Raw genomic sequence first — 17,848 nt, forward strand, 5'->3', positions numbered from 1 at the left:
GCGGTCGCAACCACCGTGAGCCCGGTGAGGCGGCGCGCAAGCTGGATCAGGATCGAGCCGACACCGCCGGCGCCGCCGGTGATCAGCAGCGTGCGCGGATCGAGGCTCTTGCCCGGCACCGCGCCGAGACGGTCGAACAGCAGCTCCCAGGCGGTGATCGAGGTCAGGGGCAGGGCGGCGGCCTGCGCGAAGGACAGCGATGCCGGCTTGTTGCCGACGATGCGCTCGTCGACCAGATGAAATTCCGAATTGGTGCCCTGGCGCTGGATGGAGCCCGCGTAGAACACTTCATCGCCGGGCTTGAAGAGCGAGACGTCGGGCCCGACGGCATCGACCACGCCGGCCGCGTCGAAGCCGAGGATCTTGTAGCTGCCGTCGGTCGGCGCCGCGCGCTTGCGCACCTTGTAGTCGACCGGGTTGGCCGAGATGGCCTTCACGGCGACTCTGACGTCGCGCCCCTTCGGTTCGGGCTTGGCGATCTCGAAATCGACGAGCGAATCCGCCGCCTCGATCGGCAGCGATTTTTGGTATCCGACGGCCTTCATGCCTGGTCTCCGTGGTGGGCGATTGCCTGCCGCCTTACCTGTCGCGCTGGCGTCTTTTTGGCAAGTACTGTAAAATTAGGGAACTAGTCCCTGTTTGTATACTATTGGGAAATTACCGATGAAACGGAAGAATTTCGCGCGCCGGCCGGGCTGCGCGGTCGAGGCGGCGCTCGACCTGATCGACGGCAAATGGAAGGGCGTGATCCTGTATCACCTGCAGGCCGGCACCCAGCGCTTCGGCGAGCTGCGGCGGCGGATGCCCGGCATCACCCAGCGCATGCTGACCAAGCAGCTACGGGCGCTCGAGGACGACGGTCTCGTGATCCGCAAGGTCTACGCCGAGGTGCCGCCGCGGGTCGAATATACGCTCTCCGAACTGGGCGAGAGCCTGCGTCCGGTGATCGATATTTTGAAAGCCTGGGGCGAGGGCCATCAGGAACGGCTGTCCTGCGCGCCGGCGCCGGGCGTCGTCGTGAAGAAGTCGAAGCGCGCGGCCTGACAATTTGTAAGGAAGAGGGCCGGGAGCGGTGTGTCGCTCCCGGCCTTTGTTGTCGGCGCTGATCAGATTGCGTCAGAACGCAACCTGCGTGCGCAGCGCGACCGCGTCGAACTTCGAGCCGGCATCCACAGGCGAGGTCGCCGAGGCCTGCTTGGCGATGTCGCCGTGCAGGTAGTTCAGCATGAAGCGGACGTTGTTGTTGACGTACCAGTTCAGCGCGGCGGTGTAGACGGTCTGCCGTCCGCCCGCGATGCCGACGGCCTGGCCGACCTGGTCGTTGAGGTTCATCGTGCTGACGCGGCCGGCGATTTCCCAGGCGCCCCAGCCGCCGCCGGCGAGCGAGAACGGATCGTGCGGCTTGATACCGCCGTAGGAAGCCGTGGCCGGATTATAGGCGTGGTTCTCGCCGGTCAGCACATAGCCGACCTGCGCATAACCGCCGTCGAATTTCAGGCTCGGCGCGCCGAATGGCGGCAGCCCGGTATTCGCAGAGCGGTCGACATTGAACCAATAGTATTCGCCCTGCGCGATGAACGGGCCGTAGGTCGCGGCCGCCTCGACGCCGTAGACCTGAGCGCCCGATACGTTGGCGATCGCACCGGTCGAGATCAGCGTCGTCGGGTCGATGCGCAGCTCGGGCCGGTCGTTCAGCGTGAGCGTCTGCGCCTGGGTGAGCTGGTTGCGCGGCGGCTGGACCAGCCATTCCGCATCGGCGCCGATATGCACCGAGTAGTTCTTGCCGCTGATCGGATTGCCGGCGACGCGGATGACACCGCCATACTGCTCGGACGTGCCGGCCGGTGTGACTGACGACGCGGAGTGAATTGCGCCCGTCGTCGGTCCCGTGACATAGCCGCCGATCCAGAGCTGGTCGTTCCACCAGCGGGTGCCGGCGCCCGAGCGGAAGTCACCGGCAGCGATGTTCTGTGCGATGATGCCGACCGAGGCGCGCTCCATGAACAGGATGTCGTTGGAGCTCGTCGATTCGTCCAGCGTCCACGGGATGTCCATGATGCCGCCTTCGATCGCCATCTTGCCGCCGAACGGCTTGAAGCCGGTGTAGCTCAGATAGGCATTCTCGACGCCGGAGGTGCCGCCGCCAGGCAGCGATCCCGGTGCCGCGCCGCCGAAGCCGTCGGACGAGCCGCCGAAGTCGTAGATCAGCGCGTAATTCCAGTCGCCGAAGAATTTGCCGACGATGCCGATGCGGGCGCGGCGGAGGTTCTCGCCGCTGTCGAGCTTCTGCGGCGAGGTACTTGCGGTGTTCGGACGATAGTCGTAACCGCCGACATCCCAGTGCACGCGGCTCGTGATCGCAACGCAGTTCTGTTCATCCGCAGTACAGATCGTCGGCCGGTTGTTCGGCAGCGTCACCACGACGCCCGACGGCGCGACCGGGCCCTTGACCGGGATCGCGGCGTTGGCGCTTGCGACCCGCGCGCCTTGGCATCCGCCGCCTTCGCGTTGGCGTTCGCGCTGGCTGCGGTCGCGGTATTGGCATTGGTCTGCTTCTGCAGCTTGTCGAGCTTCTGCTCGAGCATCTTCAGCTGCTGCTTCAGCAGCGCGATCTCCGCGTCGCTGCCGCCTCCGGCCGATTGCGAATAGGCCGGCGAGGCGGCGAGCGCCCCTGCGAGCCCTATGGCGATTGCACCAACTTTTGTCGCACCCATTGTGCACCCCTGTTCTGTTTGAATTCTCCGCTCACTGAAACGTCCTAGGAGTTGATCGTGACTGACGCACGACAGCGCCGCCTAGCATCGCAGTTCCGCTTGTTGTCCGCAGGCAACAAGCGGAGCGGCGCAGTGAGATGACAGTGATCATAGAAGCTTGGCGGCGCGCTTCAACGCTGCTGCCGCCGGTTTTGCACCGGTCCGGCGGGGGCCAGTTATCCGGCCGGGCGCCCTTCAATTGCCCGGCGAACACGCCTATATTCCGGCGTTTCCACGAGAGGTGAGAATGCTCCGACCTATCCGCTTCGCTGCCATATCCGCTCTGTGCACATTGGCTTTCATGGGGAATCTGTCCCCGTCCGCGGCCCAGGACCGCCGCGTGCCGTCCTCGCAGGCCGAGCTCCAATTGTCCTATGCGCCGATCGTGCAGCGGGTGCAGCCGGCGGTGGTCAATGTCTACGCGGCCAAGACCGTGCAGAACCGCAATCCGTTTTTGGACGATCCGATCTTCCGCCGCTTCTTCGGCGTCCCGGGGCAGCAGCCCGAGCAGATGCAGCGCTCGCTCGGCTCCGGCGTGATGGTCGACGGCTCCGGCCTCGTGGTCACAAACAATCACGTGATCGAAGGCGCCGACCAGGTGAAGGTCTCGCTCGCCGACAAGCGCGAATACGAGGCCGAGATCGTGCTGAAGGACAGCCGCACCGACCTTGCAGTGCTGCGGCTGAAGGGGACCAACAAGGAGAAGTTCGCGACGCTCGACTTCGCCAATTCGGATCAGCTGCAGGTCGGCGACGTGGTGCTGGCGATCGGTAATCCGTTCGGCGTCGGCCAGACCGTGACGCACGGCATCATCTCGGCGCTGGCGCGCACTCAAGTCGGGATCACGGATTATCAATTCTTCATTCAGACCGACGCCGCGATCAATCCCGGCAATTCGGGCGGCGCGCTGGTCGACATGACCGGCCGGCTCGCCGGTATCAACACCGCGATCTTCTCGCGCTCCGGCGGCTCGCAGGGCATCGGCTTTGCGATCCCCGCCAACATGGTTCGCGTGGTGGTGGCCTCCGCCAAGAGCGGCGGCAAGGCGGTGAAGCGGCCATGGCTTGGCGCGCGGCTGCAGGCGGTCACGCCGGAGATCGCCGAGACGCTCGGGCTGAAGCTGCCGACCGGCGCACTGGTCGCCAACGTCGCGCCCAACAGCCCGGCGGCGAAGGCCGGGCTCAAACTGTCCGATCTGATCGTCGGGATCGACGGTACGGCGATCGACGATCCCAATGCGTTCGACTACCGCTTCGCGACCCGTCCGCTCGGCGGCAACGCGGAGATCGAGGTGCAGCGCGCCGGCAAGCCGGTGAAGCTCACCGTGCCGCTGGAGACCGCGCCCGATACCAACCGCGACGAGATCGTGCTGACCGCGCGTTCGCCGTTCCAGGGGGCCAAGGTCGCCAACATCTCGCCGGCGCTGGCCGATGAGCTGCATCTCGACGCCGGTGCCGAGGGCGTCGTCGTCACCGAGCTCGCCGATGACGGCACGGCCGCCAATGTCGGCTTCCAGAAGGGCGACATCATTCTCGCCGTCAACAATGAGAAGATCGTGCGAACCAGCGACCTCGACAAGGTATCGAAGGCGGGGTCGCGGATCTGGCGCATCACGCTGGTGCGTGGTGGCCAGCAGATCAACGTGACGCTCGGCGGATGAGCCCCAAGCAACCGCGGGACGCGACGAACCTGTTCGCCGCGGCGGGGATGGAGCAGGACGCGCCACACCCGCTGCCGGACCGGCTGCGACCGCGCACGCTGGCCGACGTCGTCGGTCAGGATCACATCCTCGGCCCCGACGGTGCGCTGACCCGCATGCTGGAGACGCGCACGCTGGGTTCGCTGGTGTTCTGGGGACCGCCCGGCACCGGCAAGACCACCGTGGCGCGGCTTCTGGCCGACGCCACCGAGCTGCATTTCGAGCAGATCTCCGCGGTGTTCTCCGGCGTCGCCGACCTGAAGAAGGCGTTCGATGCCGCGCGGGCCCGGCGCGAGACCGGCAAGGGCACGCTGCTGTTCGTCGACGAGGTGCACAGATTCAACCGCGCGCAGCAGGATTCCTTCCTGCCGGTGATGGAGGACGGCACCGTGGTGCTGGTCGGCGCCACCACGGAGAACCCGTCCTTCGAACTCAACGCGGCGCTGCTGTCGCGGGCCCGCGTGCTGGTGTTTCACTCGCTCGATACGGCTGCGATTGAACGGCTGTTTGCCAATGCCGAGAAGATCGAGGGCAAGAGCCTGCCGCTCAATGCGGAAGCGCGCGCCGTGCTGGTGCGGATGGCCGACGGTGACGGCCGCGCCTCGCTGACGCTCGCCGAAGAGGTCTGGCGCGCCGCGCGCAAGGGCGAGGTGTTCAACGCCGAGCAGTTGCAGGCCATCCTGCAACGCCGCGCGCCGATCTACGACAAGTCGGCCGACGGCCATTACAATCTGATCTCGGCGCTGCACAAGTCGGTGCGCGGCTCCGATCCGGACGCGGCATTGTACTATCTCGCGCGCATGCTCGATGCCGGCGAGGACCCGCTGTTCCTGGCGCGGCGCGTGGTGCGCATGGCGGTCGAGGACATTGGTCTCGCCGATCCGCAGGCATTGGCGGTCTGCAACGCCGCCAAGGATGCCTATGACTTCCTGGGCTCGCCGGAGGGCGAGCTCGCGATCGCACAGGCCGTGGTCTATCTCGCCACCGCGCCGAAATCGAACGCGGTGTACACGGCGTTCGGCGCTGCGATGCAGACCGCGAAGCAAGGCGGCTCGCTGCTGCCGCCGAAGCACATCCTGAATTCGCCGACCAAACTGATGAAGTCGGAGGGCTACGGAAGCGGCTATCAATATGATCACGACGCGCCCGACGCGTTCTCCGGCCAGGACTATTTCCCGGAAGCGCTGGGCCGCCAGACCTTCTACGACCCGCCCGACCGCGGCTTCGAGCGCGAAATTCGCAAGCGGCTGGATTACTGGCAGCGGCTGCGCAAAGAGCGGGGCGGGAGCTAATGCCATATGCAACTTGCGCGACTTCGGAATATTAGAAATATATCTCTGAGTTGCCCGACGTGTCAAGTTGCTTGGCACGCCGGCCGCCGCCGGCTACTTTGCATGGGGTTGTTCTCGATATTTTGACAGCGCCCGCTGCGACGGCCCATAACTTCATGTTGCTCCAGCGCGTCACTTGACGCTCTTCACGAAGTCCAGAATCTCATCCGTCAGCCGCGTGTCCGGCGTGTTGATCGCGTAGACCTCCGAGGTGTGGCTGTGCTGCGGCAGCGTGAAGCTGCGGACGCAGCCGCTCGGCCGCTTGCAGCTGGCCTGCTTCAACAGCTCGAACTGCTCGACGAAGCGCGGCGGATCGAGCTCGGCCGCGGTGATCAGAAACGGGATCGGGCTTGTGAGGAGGCCTTGCAATGAGGAGCGTTCGGCGTAGCGCGACGGATCGGAGCCGTAATAGGCGAGCTCGGCATCGCCGGCGGGCGAAGCCGTCAGGTCGTAGATGCCCGACATCATGATCGCGCCGGCAAGCCCGCCGCCCTTCACCTTGTGGAATTCGCTGTGCGAGACGTAGCTCGCGACATGGATCGCGCCGACCGACTGGCCCATCAGGAAGATGCGGCTGGGGTCGCCGCCGCGGGAGCCGATGTTCTCCGCGACCCACCGCACGATGGCGCCCATGTCTTCGGCGCCCGCCGGCCAGGGAAAGGCCGGCGCCAGGCGGTAGGTGGCATTGACGCCGACAAAGCCGCTCTTGGCGGCCCACAGCATGACGTTGTCGTAGAACGGGCTGCCGGGGTTGCGCTTGCTGCCGGCAATGAAGCCGCCGCCGTGGATGTAGATCAGCACCGGCCGGGGCGGCGACGCCGGGTCCGGCGTGAAGACGTCGAGCAGATGGCGGTCGGCGGGGCCATACTTGACGTCGCGCTCGACCTTGACGCCCTGATAAGGCTCCTTCTGCTGCAGTGGCGCGTAGAGTGCGGCCGTCTTGGGCGGGTCGATGACGCGGCCGAGTTCCAGGAGCTTCCAGGCCAAATCTTCCGGCATCGGGCCTTGCTGGGCCAGCGCCGGTCCGGAGAGCATTAGGGCCGCCGCCAAAGCCGATACCGCCAGTCTCATTCCAAAGCTCCCGTTGATTGCCGATTGCGGCCGAGCATGGCCGATGTTGTACCGGATTCGTACCGATTTCGCCGTGACGATTCGCGGCATTTGCGCTACCCACGGGCTTAACTTCGGAGTTGCAACCCCATGAGCCGCCGCGTCAAGAAACCTCTCCGCCCAGCGAGCGACCGCGCCAAAGGCGCGCGTCCCCATCGCGGCCCGGCCGCCGAGCGGGGGCCGGTGCATCGTGCGGGCGGCAAGTCAACAGCGGTGCGCCTTGGCGACAAGCAGCGGGCGCCCAAGCCATTCGTGCCCGAACCGGAGAAGAGCGTCGCCGAGCCGCCGCCGCTGCCGACCAAGGTCCAGACCGTGGTGGTGACGGCGGACGAGGACAACATGCGCGTCGACCGCTTTCTTGAGGCGCGTTTCCCCGGCCTGTCGTTTTCCCACATCCAGCGCATCGTTCGGAAAGGCGAGTTGCGCGTCAACGGCAAGCGTGCGGACAGCAAGGACCGGCTGGAAGAAGGGCAGAGCGTCCGCATTCCGCCGCTGCGGCTCGATACGCCGAAGGCAGCCGCGAGCCTGTCTGAAGCGGCCAAGAAGACCCTGCAGGACCTCAAGGACATGATCCTGTTCGAGGACGCCGACGTGATGGTGCTGAACAAGCCCGCAGGTCTGGCGGTTCAGGGCGGCTCCGGTATCACGCGCAATGTCGACGACATGCTGGAGGTGATGCGCGACGCCAAGGGGCAGAAGCCGCGGCTGGTGCATCGGCTCGACCGCGAGACCTCGGGCTGCCTCCTGATCGCCAAGACGCGTTTCGCCGCGACCGCTCTGACCGGCTCGTTCCGGCATCGCTCCGCGCGCAAGATCTACTGGGCGCTGGTCGCCGGCGTGCCGAAGCCGAAGCAGGGCCGGATCTCGACCTATCTCGCCAAGGAGGAGAGCGAGGAGGACAGCATCATGCGGATCGCGGCGCATGGCGACGAGGGCGCCAGCCACGCCGTGACCTATTACGCCGTGGTTGAGACCTCGGCGACGAAGCTCGCCTGGGTGTCGCTCAAGCCGGTGACCGGCCGCACCCATCAATTGCGCGCCCACATGGCGCATATCGATCACGCGATCGTCGGCGATCCCAAATACTTCAACAAGGAAAACTGGCAGTTGCCGGGCGGCCTGCAGAACCGGCTGCATCTGCTCGCCCGCCGCATCGTGATTCCGCACCCGCGCGGCGGCGTGATCGACGCGACGGCGCCGCTGCCGCCGCACATGCTGCAATCCTGGAATCTGCTCGGGCTCGAGGCCGACCGGTTCGACCCGATCGAGAACGCGCCCGAGGAGTGACGGCGGACGCCGCCTTCCGATATCCATCGCGGACAGCAAGAACGATCAAAGCGGCTCATCGCGCCGCGGCTATGTTGCCGCGCGCCGGGCACTGCCGGCATGCACCCATCAAAGAGGCTGTCCATGGCCGGGACCTGGTTACGCATCGCGCTCTTACTCATCGGCTCGGCCGTCGCCTCTGCGGCGGCACATGCCGAGACCATAGTGCTCCGCGGCGGCACGCTTTACGCATCGGCCGATGCGGCCGCGCTGCCGGATGCGGCGATCGTGATCACCGACGGCGTCATCAGCGCGGTCGGCAAGTCCGGCGACGTCAAGCTGCCCTCGGATGCGCGCCTGATCGATTGCAGCGGCAAGACTGTTGTTGCCGGGTTCTGGAACAGCCACGTGCATTTCACGGAACATGTCTGGCACAACGCCGGCGAGGCGCCGGCCGCACCGCTGACGCAGCACATGCAGGGGATGCTGACGCGATGGGGTTTTACCACGGTCTGGGATCTCGGCTCCGATCCACGGAACACGCTGCCGCTGCGCAAGCGCATCGCAGCGGGTGAAGTCGCCGGTCCCAACATCCTGCTCGCCGGCAACGTGTTTCCAAAGGGCGGGCATCCCGTGTACCTGCCGCCCGAAATCCAGCTTCCCGAAGCTGCGACGCCGGAGGAGGCCACGAAGTGGGCGCGCGACTGGCTCGCGATGGGCGAGGACGGCATCAAGCTGTTCACCGGCGCGTTCATGGGCGATAAACCTGTCATCAACATGGATCCGGCGATCGCCAAGGCGGCCGTCGACGTCGCGCATGCGCAGGGCAGGCCGGTGTTCGCGCATCCGCAGAACAAGATCGGCGTCGAGACGGTGATCGCAGCCGACGTCGACGTGCTCGCGCACACCACGCCCAGCGAGCGGAGCTACACGGATGACCAGCTGGCGCAGTTCAAGGCGCACGGGACTGCGCTGATCCCGACGCTGTCGCTGTTCACGACGGTGGTTCTCGACCCCAACGTCACCAACCGGCTGGTGGCCGCGACCGTCAACCAGCTCAAGCAGTTCTCGGAGAATGGCGGCACCGTACTGTTCGGCACCGATGTCGGCTTCACCACGCTGTACGACACCACGCAGGAATTCCAGCTGATGCATCGCGTGCTGTCGGAACGCCAGGTGCTGGCCTCGCTGACGACCAATCCGGCGCGGTTCTTCAAGGCCGCGAAGAAGGGCAAGGTGGAGCAGGGCTTTGACGCCGATCTCGTGGTGCTCGACGGCGATCCGCTCAGCGATGTCGCCAATCTTGCGAAAGTGAGCATCACCATCCGCGCGGGCCGCGTGATCTATCAGAAGCCGTGAACACCGGCCGGGGACCGGCTGCGTCGGTCTATTTGGCGGGAAGGCGCAGTGTGGCGAGATCCGAGCCGACGATCGCCGTGCCGGTAAATCCGCCGGCCTCGGCGGCGGCGCGATAGTCCGCTTCGGTCAGCGCGCCGCCGGGGACCTTGTAGGGGCCGTGGTGCGTCGCCCCGACCTGCGGCGCGAGGTGAGTGAGCATCAAATATTTGGCACCCACGCGCTTTGCCATGGCGCCGAGGTCGGGCGCCAGGCTCTGGCGGTAGAAGACAGGCGGTGGCATGCCGCTGTCGCGCTCCGGACCCATGATGGGATGCATGGTCGAGTGCACGATCACGTCGGCGCCTTGTGCCAGCTTCTCGACTTGCGCCGACGTCGAGGTCGGACGCGGCGGAGCGGCACGGTCATTGCTGGCGTCGCCGCCGATCACGACGCTGCCGGCCGGCGTGTCGACGCGATAGGAGGCATGGCCCGCGATGTGGGTCGAGCGGATCGCGCTCACCCGGACCTCGGCCTTCGACCAGATCACCTGTGGCTCGTCCGTTGGCTCGAATGTGATGAGATGCACAAGTTCGGCAGGTCCGCCCGCCAATCGTTTGCGGTCCTCTGAAACCCGCTGTGCGATTTCGCCGGACTGAATGAAGGCGTCGCCGATATGCGCGACAAACTTGCCGCAGCTCAGGCTGAAGCCGAGTGGTGAGGGTGCATCGCTGCTGCAGACCACATCGAGCGCGGGCCCGCGGGAATTCCAGTTCCAGCGCGCAAGCAGGAGATCGACGAGGCCTTCGGTGTGATCCGAGTGCATATGCGTGAGGAAGACGGCGTCGATCTGGCCGGGCTCGACGTCCAGTTGTGACAGCCGTAGTTCGGTGCCGCGGCCTGCGTCGAACTGCAGCTTCAGCGTACCGCAATCGGCACTGTCGTCTCCGTAGCGCACGAGTGTGCCGGCGCCCGCGACGCCATTGCGCAAGGCGGGACCGCTCATGGTGCCGGTCAGGGTGACGAGCAGGCAGGGCGCCGATTGGGCGGGAAGCGGCAGCAGCAGCCAGATGACGGCCAGCAGGGGTGTCGGAAGAATGAAGTGCCGCATGCAGCCGGCTCCCGCGTCGTTCCGTTCTTCACCGAGACTGCCAAAGTCCGCGCCGCATCTCAACGCTCAGCCGGGCCGCATCGAGGTGTTGTGATCGCGCGGCTGGTTGGTCTCGCCGCACGGTGCGGAAGCTTAGAGCATCAGCTTGTAGCCGAGATGGCTGCCAACAAATCCCAATCGCTCATAGAAGCGGTGCGCGTCAGGGCGCGCCTTGTCGGTGGTCAACTGCACGAGATCGCAGCCTCTTGCCTTGCATTGGTCGATCGCCCATTCGAACATCTGTTGCCCGACGCCCGAGCTTCGGTGCGTCTCGGCAATTCGGATCGCCTCGATCTGCCCGCGCCAGGCGCCCAGGCGTGCCATTCCGGGAATGAAGCTGAGTTGAAGGGTCCCGACCACCTCGTCGTTCAGGATTGCCACGACCAGCAACTGGTTGCGATCGGCGAGGATGGCATCGAAGGCATCGACGTATCGCGGGTTCGGCGGCGAGCTTGCATCCTCGCGCTGCTGCCCCAGCACGTCGTTGGCGAGGAGGGCGATGATCGCCGGAAGGTCGGCGGGCTGAGCCTGGCGGAAAGCGACTGACGTCATTGGGCAGGATTTCCATGGAGACGAGATCGGTGTCGACAGACATGTTACAGGCCCGATCGGTCGATGGATATCCAGCAGGGCGTAGCCCGGATGAGCGAAGCGATATCCGGGGCCACCAGTTCCCGCATATCGCTGGCGCTCATGCGGGCTACAAGGGCGGTTGACCTGGTCCGCAAATGAAATCCGCCGGCCTTTCGGGCCGGCGGATTATTGTGTCGCGAGGTGCGGGCGTCAGTGGTCCCAGCCGCCGCCGTGGTCCCAGCCGCCGTCATGATCCCAGCCGCCGCCATGGTGATGGCCGCCGTCGTCGAAGTCGAAGAAGTCGAACAGATCGCTGAGCGCCGGGCTGTTGACCGGAACATAGGGATTGCCGGGCGCCGCGACCGGGTTCGGGAAGTTGTCGCGGCTGCGGTTCGTGATCGGCTCCAGGCGCCAATTCCGCTCGATGAATTTGATGATCGAGACGTGATCGGCATATTCATGCGAGATGTGGCCGTGCCGCGCGAACGGCGATACCACGATCAGCGGAATACGGGTGCCGTCGCCGAAATAGTCGAGCGGCTGCACATAGCCAGAGTCGAAGTAGCCGCCGCCTTCATCGAAGGTGATGAAGATCGCGGTGTCCTTCGCATAGTCCGAGGCCTGGACCTGGTCGACGATCTTCTTCGCGAAGCCTTCGAACAGATTGAGCTTGGACGACGACGGGTGACCGTCGGTGAAGCCGCTCGGCTTGACGATCGAGACCGCCGGCAGCGAGTGCTTGGAGAGGTCGGCGTAGAGATCAACCGAGTCCTTGATATGGGCTGCGACCTGGTCCGGGTGCGACATGATCGAGGTGTCGTACTGGAACGGATTGCAGATGTTGCAGTACTCGTCCGCGTTCGGACCAGCCACGCCCCAGTTGAGCTGGTAGGGATCGTTGACGTAGTTGTTCCACTGGTCGCCGTAGTACTTCCAGGAGATGTTTCGCTCGTTCAGGCTGTCGCCGATGCTCTTGCGGGTCGACGGCGGGATCGTGAACGGGGTGTTGGACGGGTTGGTGTCGGTGTAGGCGTTCTTGCCGTTGCCGAAGTACCCGGGATTGTAGTTGTTCAAGAGATAATAGTGGCCCGGTTCGCAATTCGGGTTGATGTGGATCCCCTTCAGATAGTCCAGGATCGGCTTGACGCCGGGCTGGGTCGGATCCGAGCAGTCGCTGTAGGAGCCGCCGCCGGACACCGGGCTCGTCTGGAAGGGCGGTGGGAAGCCGCCATTGCCGCCGGCGCCGTAGCCATCCTCGGTGTACCAGTTGTTGGTGCCGGAAGCCGGGTTCGGATTCTCGATTTCATGCACGATGCCGGCGTCGGGCGTGCCGCCGAACACCTGCGTGCCGTTCGGCGGCACCGCGGCGTTGCCGTAGGTGTCGCTGAAGTAGAGCATGTCGGCATGACCGAACATGATGTGGTTGGCGCCGGTGCCGCCATTGACGGACTGGTGGAAGTTGTCGCTCATCGCGTATTTCTGCGCGAGCGAAGTGAAGTAGGGCACGTCGCCCTTCTGCACGTTGTAGAAGCCGAGCGCCGTCGAACCTTCGCCCGTGGTCGTCGCCGTCGGCGAGTACTCCGTGGAGAAGTTGGAGGGCTGCGCCGCGCCGTTGGCGCCGGCGCCGACGGTGACTTCGACCCACGCGAACAGATTGCCGCCGCAGCCCGACGGATTGTCGCGGCTGGCCGCCGAGTGGTTGCAGTTCAGCTGCTGCCACATCTGGTAGAAGCGATGCACCGGGCTTGCCGAATAGGAATCGTAGGGCATCGCATCGGTGTTGGTGAGCTGGAACGGACCGGCCGGCAGCGCGCTGACATTGGTGATGCGCTGGTCGGGGGTCTGCGAGGTCTGACCGGTGCCGCCGGACAGCAGGAACTGGTAGTACTCGCTCGGCAGGCCGGATTCCGACTGCTGCGCCAGCGCAAGCGACGCTTCGCAGGTGGTGATCGGCGAGCTGCCGCATTTGTTCGGGATGTAGGAGACCTTGGGGCCCCCGACCAGCGGAGCCGGCAATTGATCCTTGGGGAAGTTCTGCTTCGGCGGGCTCAGCAGGAACGCATCGTTCAGGCCGGTGTCGGTCGCCGCCTGCTGATGCGCCTTCTCGAAGTTCGGCCCGGGGATCGCGTTCTTGTCGTGATCGAGCTTGACGATGCCCTGCGAGAGCAGGTTGAACACGCTCTCCTCGCGCCGTTCGGGCACGTAGGTCGCGAACACGTGGTCGAAGCTGCGGTTCTCGCCGATGATGACGATCACGTGCTTGATCGGCGACCGCGTCTCGTGTCCACCGTGGTGATTCCAGTCCTCCGCAAGCACCGGGCCGGCGGTGAACTGACCCAGCGCAAGCGCGCTGAGGGTGAGGCGGCAACCTTGCAGCCAACGTGACCTGTGCTTGTCGCGCATTAAAGCTCTCCTTTTTGCTGATTGAGCGGCTTGGTCGAACTTGCGGTGTCTCGCGGCACGACCCTGATCCGTCCCATCATGCCGCCGTCCTCATGCTCGAGGACGTGGCAGTGGTAGACGAAGGTGCCGACGATGTTGGGATCGCGAAAATCCATGCGCAGGCGCACGCTCGGATATTTCAGCATCCGGGTGTTGTAGTAGGGGACGTTGACGGTATCGCGCAGGAACGGCTCGTTGACGGCGACCCCGGACCAGTCGAGCAGCTGGAAGTGCAGCTGATGGATGTGGAAATCATGCAGCTCCATCGAGCGGTTCTCGATGATCCAGTCCTCGACGTCGCCCTGTCTCACGGTGATGTCGGGAATGTCCGATTGCGGATCAAACGGTTTTGGCGTCTCTCCGTCGAGCGTCATGAAGAACTTGGTCGGGCTGTTCGGGTCGTTCGGGTTCTCCGGCTGCTCGGAGAAGAACAGCTTCCTGACGCGCACCGGCGCCACGGTCCCGACCCACGGCCGCTCCGGTCGCGACAGCGGCTCGGCATGAGCCGGCAACGCGGCTTGCGGTTCGTTCGCATTGACTGAAGACGTGATCGCCGCCAGCGCGCGGTTGGGATCGTTCTCGCCGGCAGGCCCAGTGTCGACCGCGCGCGTCACGAACAACGCCGATGCGCCGGCCGGCGGTCCCTCGACGATGAATTCGGCGCGCGAGCCCGGCGGCAGGCCGATATGGTTGACCCATTGCACTGACCGCGACGGGCTGCCCTGGAATTGCAGCGGCACCCCATCGAGCCCGACGATCCCGATCTGCTGCGGTGTGCGGCCGACCAGCAGCGCGAGGTTGAGATAGGTGATCGCGGACGCATTCAGCACCCGCCAGAGCTGCCGTTCGCCCGGCTTCATCGTCAGCGTGGCCGGCGGATAATTCGGATAGGGCACCGGCACGAAGTTGACGGAGAGATCCTTCGACGGCTTGCCGAAGCCGGTGCCGGAGTTGGCGACGTCGCCGTCATTGTCGAGCTGGCTCTTGGTCATCACCGGCTCGGATTTCGACGGCGGCGCGTCGGGATTGACGAGATCCTGATCGCGGATCACGAGCACGCGCTCGGGCAGGCCGGCGAGCGACGGATCGGCGCGCTCGATGCCTTCGATGATGATGGCGCCTGAGGCGCCGCCGAGCACCTGCGTCTTGCTGAAGCCGTGCAGATGCGGGTGATACCAATAGAGGCCGGGTGGTGCGTCATCCGGAATGCGCAGGCGGTATTCGAACGGCGCGTCTTCGGGCTGGATCGAGGTCTTCAGCACATCATCCTGATGGCAGACCGGCGGCACCGTCAGCCCGTGGAAGTGCAGATTGGTCGAGATCGGCGTCATCGCGCCGCTCTCGCAAACATCGGCCTGCTTTCGCGTCGTGCAGATCGGCGCGCCGGCGAGCGGGCGGTCGATCGCAGGCGTTGCCGTATCGAGGTCGACGAGGTCGTTCTTGAAATGGATGACCAGCTGATCGCCCGGCTTCAGCCGCAAGGTCGGCGACGGCTTGCCGTCCGGCGTCAGATAGCAATAGCGGCTCGTGCCATCCGGCAGCTTCTGATCGTGGATACTGAGGTCGGTTTCGAGCACGCTGTCGCGGCTGCGCAATTCGGCGGGTTCCTCGATCGCGCTTCCGGGCTCAGGCCGCGCGCAAACATCCTGCTGCGTGCGCGGCGCATTCTGAAGGCCAGTTGCGCCGAGCCACGCCATTGCGCCGCTCACAGCAAGCCCGAGGCAAGCCGCAACGATGACACAACAAACGGTCGAAAGTCGTCGTGCCACGCCGCCCCGCCAATACGCTGCCACCGGCGCGCAAGCGCGCACGGACGCCACGCGTGACGCCGGTCCACGTCTTGCGACCGCAATGGTCGACCAATGCTTCTGTTTGGTGTCGCGACGCTAGCCGCGCGTTGTTGCCGAAATCTGGCAGGTATTTAACGCGCAGATGACAGCGTCTTGCGGCACTTCGACGCGGAAGGTGTGCGCGACGTTCAAACTTGCTGTGCGATCAATCGGATGCACCATTCGCGGACCGAATTGCGGAGAAAGCAGGACGCGCAGGCAACCGTCAGATATTTTTCTTTTGTGCGTTGCCGATCGCATCGCGCTGTCGTGTTGGCGATCGGGGCTAGCGCCTGAACTGCGCCAGAAACATCCGCAACGAATCGTGCGGGCTCTCGACGTCCGCAATCACCCAGCCGTCAGGACCGTTGACGACGATGAAGTTGAGCGTGACCGCGCGGCCATCATTGTCGAATGTCACCGTCACGTCGGCCCTGTCGAACTGCCGGCGCGGAATTGCGATCGAGATCGGGCCGAGCCGCCAGGTCGGGCTCTGCGCCAGGAAATCGTATGGTGCGTCGTGCAGGGCGGTCCAGGCGCTGCGCAGGGGGGAATCAAAGAATTGGCGGGCCGTTTCGTCGTCGCGTGGCAGGCCATTCGAAAACGCGGCGCTGCCTTTGCCGTAATGGGCGTAGACGTTGCGGATCAGCGATTCCGGTGTGCGGAACCCGGCATCGGTGGCGGCGGCTCCGAAAACCGTCGCAACCAGCGAAAAACCCGCGAGGAATTTGCCGCGTCCCATCAGCTTTATTTGCCGTTGCCGCTGGCATATCTTGCAGGGAAATCCTCCCGAACGAAAGCCGGCCGGCGCAATGCGCGAACTCTTCGACGACGTCCCAGACCAATCCCCGCTCGACCCGCAGGAGGCGGTGCGCCGCCACATCCGCAGGCCGCAGCGCAAGCGGTTCTACACCAGCGCCGGCGTGGCTGAGGCCGATGGCGGATTTTCGATCACGCTCGACGGCAAGCAGATCCGCTCTCCGTCCGGCAAGCCGATCGTGGTGCCGAGCCGTGCCATTGCGGATGCGGTCGCAGCCGAATGGAATGCACAGGGCGAGACCATCGATCCCATGACCATGCCGCTGACGCGCCTTGCCAACAGCGTGATCGAGGGGGTGATCGATCGCGTCGACGAGGTCGCCGACGATGCGGCAAAATTCCTCGGCAGCGACCTGCTGTTCTATCGCGCCGGCTATCCCGAGACGCTGGTGGCGCGCGAGGCCCGGCACTGGGACCCCATCCTGTTCTGGGCCGCCGACGCGCTCGGCGCCCATTTCGTGATGGCCGAGGGGGTCATGCATGTCGGCCAGCCCGAGCCCGCGATCAAGGCGGCGCGGGCGGCGTTCCCGACCGATCCCTGGTCGGTCGCAGCGCTCCATGTGGTGACGACGCTGACCGGCTCGGCGCTGCTCGCGCTGGCACTCGCCCATGGCGTCCGCGACGAGGATCAGGTCTGGGCCGCCGCCCATGTCGACGAGGACTGGAACATCGAGAAATGGGGCGTCGACGAGGAGGTCGCGGCGCGCCGCGCCGCCCGGCAGGTCGATTTCAGGGCCGCCGCCGGCGTCCTGAGGGAGTTCAGGCAGGACGCCGGTTAACGAGACCTTTACGGCGCCGGGCTAGCCTGCGGCACGTCCCTCGCGCCTGGCCGAGACCTCCGACATGGCTATCGCCGTCAATCCCGTGCTGCCGGTGCTCGCCTCGACAGAGGCGGACAGCGTTGCGCCGGACCTCACGCTGGAGGCCGGCAGCGTCGTCAATGCCCAGGTCCTGAAGGTGCTGTCGGCCGATCTGGTGCGGATCGCGATCGCGAGCCTGTCGATCGACGTCCAGACCGAGGTGCCGCTGCAGCCGGGCCAGAACCTGCAGCTCGCGGTCTCGCAGACCAATGACGGCATCCGCCTGCAACTGGTCGGGCCGGGGGCTGACGCGGGCGATGCCGTGCAATTGTCGCCGGGGGCGACCAACGCCAGCGCCGTTCCGCAACCGGTCGCCACGGCGCCGAAGGCCGTGCTGTCGCCGCTGGAGCGCGTCACCATCACCGCGACGGCGCAGCATGCGGCGGCCGTGCAGGGCAGCCAGGCGCCGCTGTTTGCCAATCTGACGGCGGTCGCCGCGGCCAATCTGCCGCCGAAGCTGCAGGCCGCGATCGCGCAGGTGCTGGCGCAGCAGACCGGCCTCAATGAGAATTTGAGCGGCGATGCCGTCAAGGCCGGCTTCCAGAAATCCGGCCTGCTGCTGGAGGCGACCCTTGCCTCGGGCGTTGCGCCGGCGAGCGGCAGCGTGCCCGATCTGAAGGCCGCGCTGATCGTGCTGCGGCAGGCGCTGACTTCGCTCGGCGCCGGCGATGCGACAAGGCC

The 17,848-nt window shown here is 65.6% G+C and carries 14 protein-coding genes and 1 pseudogene; 7 read left to right on the forward strand and 8 right to left on the reverse strand.

Annotated features, from left to right (window positions below; translation table 11 throughout):
• A partial coding sequence (locus H8B02_RS33475) for a zinc-binding alcohol dehydrogenase family protein (RefSeq protein ID WP_229170144.1) occupies positions 1-545 on the reverse strand: 545 nt, incomplete at its 3' end.
• 118 nt (positions 546-663) lie between these two features.
• Between H8B02_RS33475 and H8B02_RS33480 the strand changes: the two genes are divergently transcribed.
• Positions 664-1,044: a winged helix-turn-helix transcriptional regulator gene (locus tag H8B02_RS33480; RefSeq protein ID WP_229170145.1), complete on the forward strand. Its 381-nt coding sequence runs from the start codon at positions 664-666 to the stop codon at positions 1,042-1,044.
• Positions 1,045-1,116: 72 nt separating this feature from the next.
• On the opposite strand, the pseudogene H8B02_RS33485 reads toward H8B02_RS33480, so the two are convergent.
• Positions 1,117-2,714 (reverse strand): annotated as a pseudogene (locus H8B02_RS33485) (OprO/OprP family phosphate-selective porin).
• A 340-nt stretch (positions 2,715-3,054) separates the two neighbouring features.
• Here H8B02_RS33485 and H8B02_RS33490 point away from each other — a divergent pair.
• Together H8B02_RS33490 and H8B02_RS33495 are read left to right on the forward strand one after the other, a co-directional pair.
• A complete protein-coding gene (locus H8B02_RS33490; protein ID WP_229170146.1) occupies positions 3,055-4,413 on the forward strand; it encodes a DegQ family serine endoprotease in 1,359 nt (452 codons plus the stop codon).
• Positions 4,410-5,744 (forward strand): replication-associated recombination protein A, encoded by a 1,335-nt coding sequence (locus H8B02_RS33495; protein ID WP_229170147.1) that lies wholly within the window; start codon positions 4,410-4,412, stop codon positions 5,742-5,744. The genes H8B02_RS33490 and H8B02_RS33495 overlap by 4 nt, the downstream gene beginning before the upstream one ends.
• Positions 5,745-5,915: 171 nt before the next feature.
• On the opposite strand, the gene H8B02_RS33500 is transcribed toward H8B02_RS33495, so the two are convergent.
• On the reverse strand, positions 5,916-6,854 hold the full coding sequence (locus tag H8B02_RS33500) for an alpha/beta hydrolase (protein WP_229170148.1): 939 nt from the start codon (positions 6,852-6,854) through the stop codon (positions 5,916-5,918).
• 129 nt (positions 6,855-6,983) lie between these two features.
• Between H8B02_RS33500 and H8B02_RS33505 the strand changes: the two genes are divergently transcribed.
• The gene (locus tag H8B02_RS33505) at positions 6,984-8,180 is read left to right on the forward strand and encodes an RluA family pseudouridine synthase (RefSeq protein WP_229170149.1); all 1,197 of its coding nucleotides are present in this window, start codon (positions 6,984-6,986) and stop codon (positions 8,178-8,180) included.
• 123 nt (positions 8,181-8,303) lie between these two features.
• The gene (locus H8B02_RS33510; RefSeq protein ID WP_229170150.1) at positions 8,304-9,518 is read left to right on the forward strand and encodes an amidohydrolase family protein; all 1,215 of its coding nucleotides are present in this window, start codon (positions 8,304-8,306) and stop codon (positions 9,516-9,518) included.
• A 28-nt stretch (positions 9,519-9,546) separates the two neighbouring features.
• Here the strand turns inward: H8B02_RS33510 and H8B02_RS33515 are convergent, their stop codons facing one another.
• The 5 genes from H8B02_RS33515 to H8B02_RS33535 all read right to left on the reverse strand — a co-directional run bounded on the left by H8B02_RS33515 (position 9,547) and on the right by H8B02_RS33535 (position 16,230).
• A complete protein-coding gene (locus tag H8B02_RS33515) occupies positions 9,547-10,605 on the reverse strand; it encodes an MBL fold metallo-hydrolase (RefSeq protein ID WP_229170151.1) in 1,059 nt (352 codons plus the stop codon).
• Between the two features lie 132 nt (positions 10,606-10,737).
• The gene (locus H8B02_RS33520; RefSeq protein WP_229170152.1) at positions 10,738-11,196 is read right to left on the reverse strand and encodes a GNAT family N-acetyltransferase; all 459 of its coding nucleotides are present in this window, start codon (positions 11,194-11,196) and stop codon (positions 10,738-10,740) included.
• A 231-nt stretch (positions 11,197-11,427) separates the two neighbouring features.
• Positions 11,428-13,620, reverse strand: a complete 2,193-nt coding sequence (locus tag H8B02_RS33525; protein WP_229170153.1) for an alkaline phosphatase family protein — start codon at positions 13,618-13,620, stop codon at positions 11,428-11,430.
• On the reverse strand, positions 13,620-15,356 hold the full coding sequence (locus H8B02_RS33530) for a multicopper oxidase family protein (protein ID WP_229170154.1): 1,737 nt from the start codon (positions 15,354-15,356) through the stop codon (positions 13,620-13,622). Before H8B02_RS33530 ends, H8B02_RS33525 begins: the two co-directional genes overlap by 1 nt.
• Before the next feature lie 418 nt (positions 15,357-15,774).
• Positions 15,775-16,230 carry a hypothetical protein gene (locus H8B02_RS33535; RefSeq protein ID WP_229170155.1) on the reverse strand — a complete coding sequence of 152 codons (456 nt, stop codon included), beginning with the start codon at positions 16,228-16,230 and terminating at the stop codon, positions 15,775-15,777.
• Between the two features lie 70 nt (positions 16,231-16,300).
• Here H8B02_RS33535 and H8B02_RS33540 point away from each other — a divergent pair, with 70 nt between their 5' ends.
• Both H8B02_RS33540 and H8B02_RS33545 read left to right on the forward strand, forming a co-directional pair.
• Positions 16,301-17,086 (forward strand): ATP12 family chaperone protein, encoded by a 786-nt coding sequence (locus H8B02_RS33540; RefSeq protein WP_229170156.1) that lies wholly within the window; start codon positions 16,301-16,303, stop codon positions 17,084-17,086.
• 64 nt (positions 17,087-17,150) lie between these two features.
• A partial coding sequence (locus H8B02_RS33545; RefSeq protein ID WP_512699917.1) for a TP0910 N-terminal domain-containing protein occupies positions 17,151-17,848 on the forward strand: 698 nt, incomplete at its 3' end.

The organism is Bradyrhizobium altum (genome assembly GCF_020889705.1).
In the GTDB taxonomy this organism is placed as follows: Bacteria; Pseudomonadota; Alphaproteobacteria; order Rhizobiales; family Xanthobacteraceae; genus Bradyrhizobium; species Bradyrhizobium altum.